Genomic DNA, 12465 nt, shown 5'->3' with positions numbered 1-12465 from the left:
CTTGCTGGTGTGGCGGAAGAACGGGGTGCACAGGAGCAGTTGGTGGAACCGCTCTCGAAGATCACCGCGAACCTCGTTCGCGACGCCGATCTGGCGAGCGCACTGCGACTGGTCGATCGGATATGCACCCAGACACTGCATACCGCCACCTCGGCGGTCATGATCATGGATCCGCGTGGCGGGATGCAGGTGCTGTCCACCGCGGACGATCGGTCGCGGGTGGTTCGTCTGCTCGAGGACCACGCTCAGCGCGGCCCCTGGAACGACAGCGTTGCCACCATGGACGTCGTCGGTTCGGGGAGCGGCGGCGACAACGGTCAGTGGCCCGCCCTGACCCGAGATGCCATCGCGATCGGCTATCGCGCGTGCTACGCGGCGCCGATGGTGCTGGGCGACAGTCCGGTCGGTAGTTTGGCCCTGTTCTATCGCGAGCATCGCACCCTCGACGCCGACCACCGCGCACTCGTGCGAACTCTCGCCGATCTGACAACTCTGTCGCTGTGCCAGGAGAGCGACGAGACCCGGCAGGAATTGCTGGCCCGGCGCACGCTCGCCATCCTGGATGATCGGGTCCGTTACGAGCACGCTCTCGGACTGACATCCGGGCGGTTGAATGTCGATGCCGACCGTGCCGGGGCCATCCTGGACGGCCACGCCCGCGCGCAGGGTCTGCCGATCTCGGTCCTGTCCCGGCACATCACCAACGGCACGTTCGACTGGACCGAACTCGACCCGTCCATGTGAGGTGACCTCCCGCGCCCCGGGCCGATGGCATAGCCGCGGGCGGGGGACGAATGTCGATCGCCCGTCCGACACCGCACGGAATCCGCGTGTGGCTCGAAAGCGTTGTGGCCGAGGAAATTTCGCTGCCCGAGGTCGGCTCGAGTGCTTGCTGGTCGTGCGGTCGCGGGTCGTGACGTCGTGCGTGGCCGGACCGCGCGGTCTCGCCTGTCGGCTTCTCGAACGACCGAATTGCCGAAGCGTCCCGGACGGAGCCCGGTTTGCCGGACACGGGGCTGGTGTGCCCGGTGCGCCGGGTCTTTCGGCCCTGTGGGCGCGAGCCTGTCGGGGGTGACGCTGGGAACAGGTACATCGTCCGGTGATCGATCGGGGTATCGGTGATGAGCATTCGATTCGAGGATGACACGCGCCACCTCGCGACGGCGCCGGTCGTGGTCGGTGTCGACGGCTCCGAGGCCGCCGACGCTGCCGTGACCTGGGCCGCGGAGACAGCGGCGCAGCGCGGGCGAGAGTTGCGTATCGTGCACGGGCTGGATCTGGCGGAGATGCGGCGGATATTCGAGCCGTACGACGTCCTGGAACCGTCGGTATTCGACACCCTGCGGGCCCGCGGCGCGGAACTGGTGACGCGCTGCGCGCAGCGTGCGCTGGACACCGCGCCGGGGTTGCGGGTGCGGACCGAGGTGTCCAAGTCGGATCCGGTGCGGATGCTGCTCGGGTACGGCGGGATGGCCTATCTGGTGGTGATCGGCGCGTCCGGGGCGACCGGATTGGCCGCGCACGCGGGTTCGACGATGCTGGCCGCGACCTCGCACGCCGAGGGCATCACGGTGGTCGTGCGCGGTGACCCCGAAGCCGGTGGGCACGTCCGCCGGGAAGGACCGGTCGTGGTCGGCCTGGACTGTGGCCCGGCGGGGGAGCGCGCGCTGGCGGTCGCGTTCGAGGAGGCCGCCGAGCGAAGGTCCGAGCTGGTGGCGGTGCACGTCTGGGACGAGATGAATTTCGGTCGGTACGCCGGTGAGTCCTACTCGCTGTATCCGCCGCCGAACGTCGAAATACGTGAGGAGGCGCTGGTCGCCGAACGGCTGGCCGGTTGGCGGGAGAAATATCCCGACGTCCTGGTGAACAGCCGGGTCTATCCCACCGATGCGGCGGCGACCCTGCTGGCCTGGTCGCGGTCCGCGCGGTTGGTGGTGTCCGGCAGCCGAGGGCGCGGCCGGCTCGCGAGTCTGCTGCTGGGCTCGACATCGAATGCGCTGGTGCAGCATGCCCGGTGCCCGGTGATGGTCGCGCACCCCGATGATCGGGATCGCTCATGACCGCGGCGCCGACCTCCGCGACAGCCGGAACCACCGGGTCGGTCGCGGATCTGGATGCCTGGTGGCGGGCGGCGAACTACCTCGCGGCCGGGCAGATCTATCTGCTGGACAACCCGTTGCTCACCGAACCGCTTCTGCCGCAACACATCAAGCCACGGCTGATCGGGCACTGGGGCAGCGTGCCCGGCATCACGCTGACCTACGCGCACCTCAATCGGGTGATCATGCACCGTCGTCGTCGGATGTTGTTCGTCTGCGGTCCGGGACACGGTGCGGCGGGCCTGAATGCGGCCGCGTGGCTGGAGGGCAGCTACAGCGAACGTCATCCGGAGGTCACCGAGGATGCGGCCGGTATGCGGGAGTTGTTCCGGCAGTTCGCATTTCCCGGCGGAGTACCCGGATGCGCCTCGCCGCACCTGCCGGGCTCGATCCACGAGGGCGGCGAGCTGGGCTACTCACTGGCGCACGCGACCGGCGCGGTGCTGGACGATCCGGATCTGGTGGCCGCCTGCGTGATCGGCGACGGGGAGGCCGAGACCGGCACCTTGGCGACGAGCTGGAATGCACCGTTGTTCCTGCGGCAGGTCCACGACGGCGTCGTGCTGCCGATCCTGCATCTGAACGGGTACAAGGCGGCCGGTCCCGCACTCCTGGCGCGGGTCCCGCGGCGGGATCTGGACGGGGTGCTGAGCGGATACGGCTGGGATCCGATCCATGTCGAGGGCGACGATCCGCGCTCGGTCCACCTGCGGTACCGGTCGGTGCTGGACGAGGTCTTCGATCGGCTGGACGAGATCCGGGAACATGCCAGGCTGCACATCGGGGCGCGCAATGCCCGACCGCCGCTGATCGTGCTGTCCACGCCGAAAGGCTGGACCGGTCCGGTGACCGTCGACGAACTTCCGGTGGAAGGTACGGCCCGGGCGCACGAGGTGCCCTTGCCGGGGGTGCGAGACAATGCCGAACATCTTGCGCTGCTGGAGGATTGGTTGCGCTCCTACCGGCCGCAGGAGTTGTTCGAGCCGGATGGCGCACCCGCGCAACAGATTCGGCAGTTGCACCCCGAGGGTGATTTCCGGATGAGTGCCGCTCCCGTCGCGCACGGCCGCACACAGCGGGATCTGCGGCTACCGGCCGTGCACGAGCACGCGGTCCGGGTGCGCGCACCGGGCAGCCCGGCCGAGCACGGCTCCCGGGCGCTCGGCGAATACCTTCGGGACGCGCTGGTGGCCAATCCATATGAGCTGCTGTACTTTTCGCCGGACGAACAGCCGTCCGAGCGGCTCGAGGCCATCCTCGAGGTCACCGGCCGCCGTTGGCGGGCGGGGACCCGCGACAGCGAGGACCGGCTGGAGACGAACGGCCGCGTATTCGACGTGCTGTCCCAGCAGTTGTGCCAGGGCTGGCTCGAGGGATATCTGCGCACCGGACGACACGGGGTGCTCTCGACCTCCGAGGCCTTCGCCCACGTGGTCGATTCCATGGTCGTCCAGCACGCGAAGTGGTTGCATCAGTCCGCGCAATTCCCTTGGCGTGAACCGATTCCGAGCCTGAACTACCTGTTGACCCCGCATGTGTGGCAGCAGGACCGCAACGGCCCCGCCCATCAGGATCCGGGTTTCATCGATCACGTGCTGAGCAAACGGCCCGAGGTCTGCCGGGTCTACCTGCCGCCGGATACGAACTGTCTGCTGCACGTTCTCCAGCACTGCCTGCGCAGCCGCGGCCGGGTCAATGTCGTCGTCGGCGGCAGTGGCCGGTCCGCCTTGCAGTACCTCGATGCCGACCAGGCCGGACGCCACTGCGCCGAGGGGCTCGGCGTGTGGAGCTGGGCGAGTTCGGACCTGCACGGCAGCCCCGACGTGGTGCTCGCCTGCGCCGGTGATGTGCCGACCCGCGAGACCCTGGCCGCCGCGGCGCTGCTGCGGGAGCTGACCCCGGCCCTGGGGGTGCGCGTGGTCAACGTGGTGGATCCGACCAGGTTGTTCCCGCCCGATCGCCACCCGCACGGCATATCCGATACCGCCTACACCGAGATCTTCCCGCAGTACCGGCCGGTGATCTTCGCGTATCACGGCTATCCGTGGCTGATCCATCAGCTCACCTACCGGCGTCCGGGACACGACGACCTGCACGTGTTCGGTTTCCGCGACAACGGCGCCACGACCACGCCGTTCCAGATGTGCGCGATGAACGGGATCGATCGGTACCACCTGGCCTTGGCGGCGCTGGAACAGGTGCCCCGGGTCGCCGATCGGATCGGCCATCTGCGTGAGCAACTGCTCGAATGGTCTTCCCGCGCACACGATTACGCGCGCCGGTTCGGTACGGATCCGCCCGAGATCCGGGACTGGCAGTGGCCCTGCGGCGCGTCGGATGCCATGGCGCCGACATCGTGAGGAGAACATCATGAGTGGACCGGTCGTGCGGCCGCATCAGCCGAACCCGCCGATCCTGGCGGCGGTGGACGGCTCGGCGGTGTCGTATCAGGCTGCCGCCTGGGCCGCCGACGCCGCGGCTCTGCACGGCTGCGGGCTGCACCTGGTGACCTCGATCGCGCTGCCCGCGGAGTACGGGCCCGGAGCGCTGCTGACCGATGCGGACACCGACTGGATGCGGTCCGACGGAGAACGGATACTCACCGAGGCGGCCCGAGCCGCACGCACCGCCGCACCGGGCGAGGAGCCGCCGATCAGCACGGAGGTGAGCTGGTCGCGCATCATTCCGGATCTGCTCGAGCGATCCCGCACGGTGCGGATGCTGGTGCTGGGCAGCCACGGACTCGGCGCGCTGCGACGCGGACTGGTCGGCTCGGTCACCACCGCGGTGCTCCGGCACGCGCACTGCCCGGTCGGCGTCATCCACTACCGGCAGACGGTGGATCCGACGGTCGCGAGCCGACCGGTGCTGGTCGGTGTCGACGGGAGCGGTAACAGCAGGCCCGCGTTGGCGGTGGCCTTCGGGGAGGCGTCACTGCGCAAGGTCGGTCTCACCGCGGTGCATGCCTGGAGCGATATCCCGGTGACCCGCCCGATGTCGGCGGACTGGGAAACCGCGATGCGCGACAGCGAGGAGATGGTGCTGGCCGAGAGCATGGCCGGTTGGTCCGAACAGTATCCGGACGTGTCCGTTCGGCGGATCATGGTGCAGGACAGGCCCGTTCGGGCGTTACTGGAGCAGGCGGAGTCTGCGCAGTTGGTGGTCGTGGGCAGTCACGGGCGCGGCGGCTTCGCCGGAATGCTGCTGGGCGCCACCAGCAATGCGCTGGTTCACTCGGTCGGCTGCCCGATCCTGGTGGTCCGGGCGGAAGAGGGCTGAGGCTCAGCGCGAATCCGATTCCTCCGCACGGAGTTTCGTCGCCAGAACGGCGGCCTGGGTGCGGCGTTCCATGCCCAGTTTGGACAGCAGGCGCGACACGTAGTTCTTGACCGTCTTCTCGGCCAGGTACATGCGCTGGGCGATCTGCCGGTTGGTCAGTCCCTCGCCGAGCAGATCCAGCAGTGTGCGTTCCTTCTCGGTGAGATCCGCCAGCGGGCCGTCGGGGCGGGTGTTGCGGCGCAGCTTGTCCATCAGCGCGGCCGCGGCCCGGTTGTCCAGCAGTGAGCGCCCCGACCCGACCGTCTTGATCGCCGCCGCGAGCTCCATACCCTTGATGTCCTTCACGACGTAACCGCTGGCGCCGGCCAGGATCGCGTCCAGCATGGCCTGCTCGTCGGTGAACGAGGTCAGAATCAGGCAGTGCAGCCCATCGACTCTGGACAGCAGTTCCCGGCACAGTTCGATGCCGTTGCCGTCGGGCAACCGCATATCCAGTACGGCGACGTCCGGACGCAATGCCGGGATCCGGGCCAGCGCGTGGGTCACATCGCCCGCCTCGCCGACGATGCTGAGTTCGGGATCCTGCTCGAGCAGATCGATCAATCCTCGCCGCACGATCTCGTGATCGTCGACCAGGAACACCGTGGTCATTGTGGTGTCCCCAGCTCGAATATCTCGGCGAGCGGGCGTCGCGGGGTCGGCTGTTGCGGCTGGGTATCGGGTGCGGTGCCGATGCGGATGATCACCTGCGGCGACGCCGGGTGCGGCAGCAGCGCGGCGACGACCTGACGTCCCGCGGGCAGTTCGGTGATGTGCGTCAGCGGGCAGGTGGCCAGGTCGGCCGCCGTGCATTCGAGCAGCACCGCCGACAGCGCCTCGCCGGTGTGCAGCCACTGCGGCATCGAATCCTCGTACGAGCTGAGCACCACGAGCCTGGAGTGATCACGGATGTCGGCGCGCCGCTCGGAATGCGGGGCCCGCGGGAAGGAGCGCCCCACGTCGACGCGGGCGAACTCCGCATCGGAGGTCAGCGAGGTCGTCGGCACGCCCTCCGACGGCCCGGAATGTCCTGACCACCAACGTAATTCCTGTTGATAGAACATGTCGTACCTGCGGGCCGCCGCGGACTGCTCCGATACCTCCGCGAGGCGGGGGCGGATCTCGTCGTCGAGCACATCGAAGCTGAGCTCGTGCGGTGTGACCAGGCGGGTCAGCGCCGGAAGCAGATCGGTCCACCCTGCGGGAGGCAGCATGGGCAGCCGGTCGGTGTGCCGGTGCTCGATCGCTGCCGCGCGTCGCGCGATACCGGTGGGTGGGTCGGCCCAGGGCCGGAAGTCGATGACGGCGAGATGATCGGGGCGATCCGGATCGGGCAGCCGGGTGGTGTCGGTGTGCCAGCCCAGCGCCGCGAACATCGTGCGCGCGTGATGCAGTGTGGTGCCGCAGCTGATGATCTGTTGCCGGCCGTGCGGGTCGGCGGCGGGGAGTCGGCGATCGGGATCCGAGCGCAGATGCAAGCGGGCGCCGTCGAAGATCCAGTGCCACGGCTGGGAGTTGTGCAGCGACGGAGCACGGGCGGCCCGGCTTACGACGATCTCGATCGTGCGGACATCGGGTGTGGTGGTGAGGTGATCGCTTGCAGTCATAAGGCAAGCCTCCGCGCTGGCGGCAGCCGCTGATACGGCCTTTCGGGCCAGGTGGCGGGCCGATGGTCCTCTCTCGATCGTCAGCTCATCGCACCGTCCCGGACAGTCGCAGAGTGCCGAGTGCGTCGGCGAGCAGGTCGTGGAGTTCTCGGGCGATCTCCGCGAGGGCGGTGCCCGTGAAGGCGGCCGGCAGGGCGGTGGGATCGCGGGCTTCGACCAGCGTGCGGACGCCGTCCGCCCGCACCACCACCAGTACCGAGGACAACCAGGCTGCCTCCGGATCGGTGCCCAGCACCCGTGCGGTGAGCGGTGGATGGCAGGCATGCACGACCAGATGGTCCTCGATGTGTTTGCCGAGCCGACTGCGCAGCAGCGCCTGCAGATCGGTCTCCGCGACGACCTCGAAACCCAGCCGTGCCAGTGCCTGCCGGGTGAATTCGACCGCTTCGTCGAACGGCCTGTCCATGTGTATGGCGATGACCGGTGACCTGGTCACCGGGATCCGGATTTCGGTGACCAGCCGCCGCGGGTCGTTCGTCTCTTCGGGACCGATCAGATACACCTCGGTGGGGGGACCGGCCGGTCGATATCCGCACTCGCGTATCCATTCGTCCAGCACCCGATACGCCGTGTCCAGGCGATCGTATCCGCCACGGTGACAGGTGCGCGCCACCAAGGTGCCAGGCTCCGCGACGACCTCGGCGGGAGACCACGGGCCCAGACTCGTGCCCAGATCCACCGGCACCCCGAAGGCGACCTCGATGCTCCCGTCGGAGTCCGGGTCCTCGCGATAGGTGATCGTCGGGGCCCCGCAGGCGGTCAGGCCGATGCGATCCTTGGTCGCGGTCAACTCGCGCATCCCGGCCGCGATATCCGCGCCGAGCTGGTCCGGGCGCAGTTCCCAGGACAGGCGCAACATGGTCTGCGGGGTCGACTCGCACACGTTCACTCGATATTCCATGGCCGCCTCCGGGGCTGGTCCGCTCACCGGCTGTGACGGCGGAGCCGTGACCGATGTCCGCACAATGGTCAGTCAACGCGCAACCGCGTGCGCAGGACAGGGCTTTTCGTCTGTTGTGCAGTGCCCTTGGTCCATCTGTCGCCGACCTCAGCGCAGTGGCGCGGTCCACCGGATGCGGGTGCCGGGCCCCAGCACGCCGGGATGCTCCGCCGGGCTGATGTCGAACGAGCCGCCGCACTGCTTCGCGCGGTTTGCCAGATTGGCCAGACCGCTGGGAGTCCGGTCGGGCGATATGCCCCGGCCGTCGTCCTCCACGATGATGCTCAGGTCCTCGCCCATGTGGATCTCGACCGTGAGGTGGTCGGCGCCGGAGTGGTGCACGGTGTTGCTGATCGCCTCGCGGATCACCGACTCGGCGTGATCGGCCAGTTCGCTGCCCAGGGTCGACAGCGAGCCGGTGACGCGCACGGAGGTCGTGATCGGTACATCCGCCGTGTACTGTCGGATCATCTCATCCACACGCCGCCGCAACTGGCCGAATACGGGATCGTTGCTGTGCAGATCGAAAATGGTCGTGCGGATATCCTGAACCACCTGTTGCATCTCCTCGACTGCCTCGTTGATCCGTTGCCGCACTTCGGGATTGTTGCTGCGCGGCACCGTGCCCTGGAGCAGCAGGCCGACGGCGAAGAGTCGCTGGATGACCTGATCGTGCAGATCTCGGGCGATGCGATCACGGTCGCTGAGCACGCTCAGTTCCTCCACCCGCTCTCGGGTGGCGGCCATCTGCATCGCCGCTGCTGCCTGAACGGCGAAACCCGCCGCCAGGTCGATGATCTCGTCGGTGTACGCCGCCGCTCCTTTCGGGCGTGTGGTGATCAGCACCCCGAGTGCGGCGTCACCGGTGTGTAGCGGAACCAGGAGCACCGGTCCGTCGCCGAGCAGGGCATCGCCCGAACCGGTCGCGAGCTGCTGTGCGGTTCTGGTGCGGAAGACGTGGCCGATATCGGTATCGGGGGTCGGCACCCTGGACGGGACCGGCGCGACGGGAGTGAGTCCGGTGATGTCGAGGTGGGTGATCCGGTCGGCAGGTGCCTCCGGGTCGGGGCTGACAGCCAGTATCGCCCGCTCCGAGGAGGTCAGCTGTCGCGCATGCTCGACCAGATGACCCAGCACCTCGTGGTAGCCGGCGCCGGCGAGGAATTCGGCGGTCAGGTCGCGGGTCGCCGAAATCCAGGCGTGTCTCCTGCGGGCCGACTCATAGAGATGGGCGTTGCTGATGGCGACACCAGCCGAGGCCGCCAGCGCCTGCATCACGATCTCGTCGTCTTCGGTGAAGGGCTGGGCGTTGAGCTTCTCGGTGAGGTACAGATTGCCGAACACCTCGTCGCGGATGCGAATCGGCACGCCGAGGAAGCTGTTCATCGGCGGATGGTTCGGCGGGAAGCCGACCGACGACGGGTGATCCGAGATGCAGTCCAGCCGAATCGGTTTCGGCTCATCGATCAGAACGCCGAGCACACCGCGTCCCTGCGGAAGATCGCCGATCAGGGCGCGTTGGGCGTCGTCGATGCCCTGATAGATGAACTGGGTCAGCTCATGTCCCTGCCCGCGCACGCCGAGCGCGCCGTAGCGGGCGCCGACCAGGGTTCTCGCGGTATCCACGACGGTGTGCAGCGTCTCGTCCAGATCGAGTCCGGAGGTGACCGTCAGCATGGCCTCGACGAGGCCGTCTATCCGCTCGCGGGCATTACTGATCTGCTCGATGCGGTCTTTGACCTCGTCGAGTAGTTCCCGCAACCGTAGCTGCGAGAGTGTGTCGCGCACGAAGTAGGCATCCGAGGACTGTGGCATGCCGCCCCTTCTGCTGGCGATTCTGTGGTCTCGGGCGGAATAGATGATCTCGGAGAACACACACAGTCTAGCCAACAAGGCCGACCGCGACAGTCGGCATGTGAGCGGATGCTTGCGGCTGCCCCGCAGGTGGCCGATGCCGTTGCGGGGCAGGGAAGATCACCCGGTGATGTGCAGAATTTGGCCCAGCGCCAGGCGTGGCGTGCGGGGCTCCCGGTCGCTGTCGGGGGCCGCTCTGCCGACGCGGATCAGGGCCTGCGGCAGCGCCGTGTCACCGATGAGATCTCGGACGATATCGCGGCTGCGCGGATATTCGGTCAAATGGGTGAGCACGCACGTGGCGTAACCGGCGACGGTGCATTCGAGCAGGACCGTCGAGAGCACCTCACCGCCCCGCAACAGATCCGCCCGCCGGTCGGAATCGGTCGAGAGCACGAGCACGGTCGCCGCATCGGGCAGCGCGGTTCGACGCGGACGGTGTTCGGTGAGCGGAAAGGTGCGGCCCAGCGGCACGCGGGCGCGCTCGTCCGCCGACAACAGCGCTGACTCGGGAATTCCGGCGTCCGGGTCGGCGATTCCGGTCCACCACATGAGTTCGGACTGGTACTCCGCGTCCCGGTAACGCACCGCGGCGGTGAGGCTGCTGGCGTGCGCCAGCACGGCGCGACCGGCTTCGGGGACCACATCCAGCACCGCGTCGGCCGGATCGAAGGTCGATCGCAGGACCTTTTCGAAGTCCGCCCAGCCGGTCGGCGGCCGCATCGGCAGGCGGTCGGTGTATCGCTCGCGAATGGCCTCGGCCCGATCGCGTTCGTCGTCGGTGACCGAGGGGTGCCGGGCGAATCGGACCGTGGCGGCATGGGTGCGGCGATTCGGATCCGGACAGTACGCGACGGTCGTGCGCCAGCCCGCCGCGGTCAGGGCGGTACGGAGATGGCCGAGGGTGATACCGCAGCTCAGGAGCATCTGGCGGCCGGTCGGATCGGTGGTGGGCAGCATCCTTTCGGGTACGGCGTACAGGTCCAGATGGTCGCCGCCGAACACCCAGCGCCACGGCTGCGAATTGTGCAGCGACGGGGCCTGCCCGGCGGAACGAACCACCTTCGCGACGACGTCGGCGGCGAGCACGGTCATGGATTCACGCTATTGCCGCGCCGGGTCGTGCGGGAGGGGTCTTAGGGCCTCGAGTGGCAGGGCCGCCGATACCTTCCCATTCACCGCCGCTCCGGTGACATTCGGCCGTGCCGGATGGCGCCTGCGCAGGCAATGCTGAGACTGGAGCCTTAGTACAGCAGAGGACATATGTCATGTGGAGCATCCACCCGACCGGGACACCCTCCGCACCACGCTTGCACCGCATCACCTGGCCGTGGGGCCGGAACCCGCTGCTGCGGTCCTCGGATCGGCTACAGGCTGTCCTCCGGATACTCGCGGCACTCGTGATTCTCGGGGCGGTGCCGGTGTCCTGCTCGTTCGGCACAGCTCTGTACACGCAGGGGGTCGCGCAGATCAAGGCCGGCAATGCCGCGCAAACCGCGGTGACCGGGACGCTCGAGGCGGATCCGGCGGATGCGGTCAGCAGTACCGCGGCGCGCGGCTCCGGGGTCGTGGTCGACGAGGACTGGCATGCGCCGGTCGTGTGGATCCGTGACGGGAAGCAGGATTCGGCGACGGTCACGGTGCCGGCCACGGCGCGGCGCGGCGGCCAGGTGCAGGTGTGGCTCGGGTCGGACGGCAGGCCGTCCGCCGGTCCACTGCCCACCAGCGCGGCCGCCTTCCGCGGCATCGGCTCCGGGGTCGCCCTGCTGGCCGTGGTCGTCACGGCCGTCGTGTTCGCGACGTGGGGCGTCGACCGGCTGCTGGATTGGCGGCGCAGCGTCCGGTGGGAAGCCGAGTGGCGGTTGGTCGATCGGAACGGGACGGTCATGCCGTGAGCGCCGAGAGTTCTCGAAAACCATTGTGGCATAAGCAAACAGGAGGAAAACCATGTACGCTCGCGATATCCTGAGCCGTCCCGTGGTGACGGTGCGACCGCAGACCCCGCTGCGGGAGGCGACCGCCCTGCTGGCCGAGCACGGTTTCGCGGCGCTTCCGGTGGTCGACGACGGTGAGCACGTGGTGGGCATGCTCTCGGAATCCGATGCTCTCGCCGCGGAGAGTGCGCGCACCGGAACGAATGTCGAGGCGGTGATGACCAGTCCGGCCATGGTGGTCGAACCCGGTACCCTCACCGGCGTGATCGCCGCGCGGATGCTGGCGTTGCATCTGCGGTCCATGCCGGTGGTGGAGGCTGGCGTGCTCGTGGGCATCGTGGCTCGACGAGATCTGTTGCGCGCCTTGATCTGTGACGATGCCTCGATCGAATCGAAAGTTCGCGCCCGCCTGGACAATTACACCGGCAGCCGCAGGCAGTGGACCATCGCCGTCGCCGACGGCCGGGTGAGTATTCGCGGTCGATTCGCCGACGCCGACGAGCAGCGCACCGTCTCCGCGCTGGCGATGACCGTGGAAGGTGTCGAAGACGCGCACACCGTTCCGGAGTCGCCGCCCGCGCCGGGACAGGCGAAGGCGCCGCCGCTGTCGGAATGGTTGCAGCGCAAGGCCGATGAAACCATCGGCTGAAAGA

11 protein-coding genes are annotated in these 12465 nt (G+C 68.3%); 6 read left to right on the top strand and 5 right to left on the bottom strand.

Going from position 1 to position 12465, the window contains the following annotated elements; all coding sequences use genetic code 11:
• The first annotated feature begins 9 nt into the window (after nucleotides 1-9).
• The 4 genes from ON40_RS44745 to ON40_RS44730 all read left to right on the top strand — a co-directional run bounded on the left by ON40_RS44745 (nucleotide 10) and on the right by ON40_RS44730 (nucleotide 5378).
• Nucleotides 10-744 carry a GAF domain-containing protein gene (locus ON40_RS44745; protein WP_169542017.1) on the top strand — a complete coding sequence of 245 codons (735 nt, stop codon included), beginning with the start codon at nucleotides 10-12 and terminating at the stop codon, nucleotides 742-744.
• Between the two features lie 377 nt (nucleotides 745-1121).
• On the top strand, nucleotides 1122-2060 hold the full coding sequence (locus ON40_RS44740) for a universal stress protein (protein WP_040831898.1): 939 nt from the start codon (nucleotides 1122-1124) through the stop codon (nucleotides 2058-2060).
• Nucleotides 2057-4459 carry a phosphoketolase family protein gene (locus ON40_RS44735; protein WP_051194557.1) on the top strand — a complete coding sequence of 801 codons (2403 nt, stop codon included), beginning with the start codon at nucleotides 2057-2059 and terminating at the stop codon, nucleotides 4457-4459. Before ON40_RS44740 ends, ON40_RS44735 begins: the two co-directional genes overlap by 4 nt.
• A 10-nt stretch (nucleotides 4460-4469) precedes the next feature.
• Nucleotides 4470-5378: a universal stress protein gene (locus tag ON40_RS44730; protein WP_040831896.1), complete on the top strand. Its 909-nt coding sequence runs from the start codon at nucleotides 4470-4472 to the stop codon at nucleotides 5376-5378.
• A gap of 3 nt (nucleotides 5379-5381) precedes the next feature.
• Here the strand turns inward: ON40_RS44730 and ON40_RS44725 are convergent, their stop codons facing one another.
• The 5 genes from ON40_RS44725 to ON40_RS44700 all read right to left on the bottom strand — a co-directional run bounded on the left by ON40_RS44725 (nucleotide 5382) and on the right by ON40_RS44700 (nucleotide 10973).
• Nucleotides 5382-6029, bottom strand: coding sequence for a response regulator (locus tag ON40_RS44725; protein WP_040831894.1), 648 nt, complete (start codon nucleotides 6027-6029; stop codon nucleotides 5382-5384).
• Complete coding sequence (locus ON40_RS44720) at nucleotides 6026-7024, bottom strand: Acg family FMN-binding oxidoreductase (RefSeq protein WP_040831893.1); 999 nt, start codon at nucleotides 7022-7024, stop codon at nucleotides 6026-6028. Before ON40_RS44720 ends, ON40_RS44725 begins: the two co-directional genes overlap by 4 nt.
• Before the next feature lie 85 nt (nucleotides 7025-7109).
• Nucleotides 7110-7985 carry a DUF302 domain-containing protein gene (locus ON40_RS50955; RefSeq protein ID WP_051194556.1) on the bottom strand — a complete coding sequence of 292 codons (876 nt, stop codon included), beginning with the start codon at nucleotides 7983-7985 and terminating at the stop codon, nucleotides 7110-7112.
• A 147-nt stretch (nucleotides 7986-8132) separates the two neighbouring features.
• On the bottom strand, nucleotides 8133-9839 hold the full coding sequence (locus ON40_RS44705; RefSeq protein ID WP_040831891.1) for a GAF domain-containing sensor histidine kinase: 1707 nt from the start codon (nucleotides 9837-9839) through the stop codon (nucleotides 8133-8135).
• 159 nt (nucleotides 9840-9998) lie between these two features.
• Entirely contained in the window at nucleotides 9999-10973 is a 975-nt protein-coding gene (locus tag ON40_RS44700; protein WP_040831889.1) for an Acg family FMN-binding oxidoreductase, read from the bottom strand.
• A 173-nt stretch (nucleotides 10974-11146) separates the two neighbouring features.
• Here ON40_RS44700 and ON40_RS44695 point away from each other — a divergent pair, with 173 nt between their 5' ends.
• Nucleotides 11147-11773, top strand: coding sequence for an Rv1733c family protein (locus ON40_RS44695; RefSeq protein WP_157186820.1), 627 nt, complete (start codon nucleotides 11147-11149; stop codon nucleotides 11771-11773).
• Between the two features lie 52 nt (nucleotides 11774-11825).
• Nucleotides 11826-12461 (top strand): CBS domain-containing protein, encoded by a 636-nt coding sequence (locus ON40_RS44690; RefSeq protein WP_063713232.1) that lies wholly within the window; start codon nucleotides 11826-11828, stop codon nucleotides 12459-12461.
• Nucleotides 12462-12465: the final 4 nt, after the last annotated feature.

It is taken from the genome of Nocardia jiangxiensis NBRC 101359 (assembly GCF_000308615.1).
Lineage (GTDB): Bacteria > Actinomycetota > Actinomycetes > Mycobacteriales > Mycobacteriaceae > Nocardia > Nocardia jiangxiensis.
The sequence above is the reverse complement of the archived record's forward strand: the minus strand, read 5'-3'. Positions and strand labels throughout refer to the sequence as shown.

What these genes read in the sequence shown, in the direction of transcription:
- ON40_RS44720 (WP_040831893.1), bottom strand. Translation starts at nt 7,024, where the DNA reads ATGACTGCAAGCGATCACCTCACCACCACACCCGATGTCCGCACGATC.
- ON40_RS44705 (WP_040831891.1), bottom strand. Translation starts at nt 9,839, where the DNA reads ATGCCACAGTCCTCGGATGCCTACTTCGTGCGCGACACACTCTCGCAG.
- ON40_RS44700 (WP_040831889.1), bottom strand. Translation starts at nt 10,973, where the DNA reads ATGACCGTGCTCGCCGCCGACGTCGTCGCGAAGGTGGTTCGTTCCGCC.
- ON40_RS44725 (WP_040831894.1), bottom strand. Translation starts at nt 6,029, where the DNA reads ATGACCACGGTGTTCCTGGTCGACGATCACGAGATCGTGCGGCGAGGA.
- ON40_RS50955 (WP_051194556.1), bottom strand. Translation starts at nt 7,985, where the DNA reads ATGGAATATCGAGTGAACGTGTGCGAGTCGACCCCGCAGACCATGTTG.
- ON40_RS44695 (WP_157186820.1), top strand. Translation starts at nt 11,147, where the DNA reads ATGTGGAGCATCCACCCGACCGGGACACCCTCCGCACCACGCTTGCAC.
- ON40_RS44730 (WP_040831896.1), top strand. Translation starts at nt 4,470, where the DNA reads ATGAGTGGACCGGTCGTGCGGCCGCATCAGCCGAACCCGCCGATCCTG.
- ON40_RS44690 (WP_063713232.1), top strand. Translation starts at nt 11,826, where the DNA reads ATGTACGCTCGCGATATCCTGAGCCGTCCCGTGGTGACGGTGCGACCG.
- ON40_RS44740 (WP_040831898.1), top strand. Translation starts at nt 1,122, where the DNA reads ATGAGCATTCGATTCGAGGATGACACGCGCCACCTCGCGACGGCGCCG.
- ON40_RS44735 (WP_051194557.1), top strand. Translation starts at nt 2,057, where the DNA reads ATGACCGCGGCGCCGACCTCCGCGACAGCCGGAACCACCGGGTCGGTC.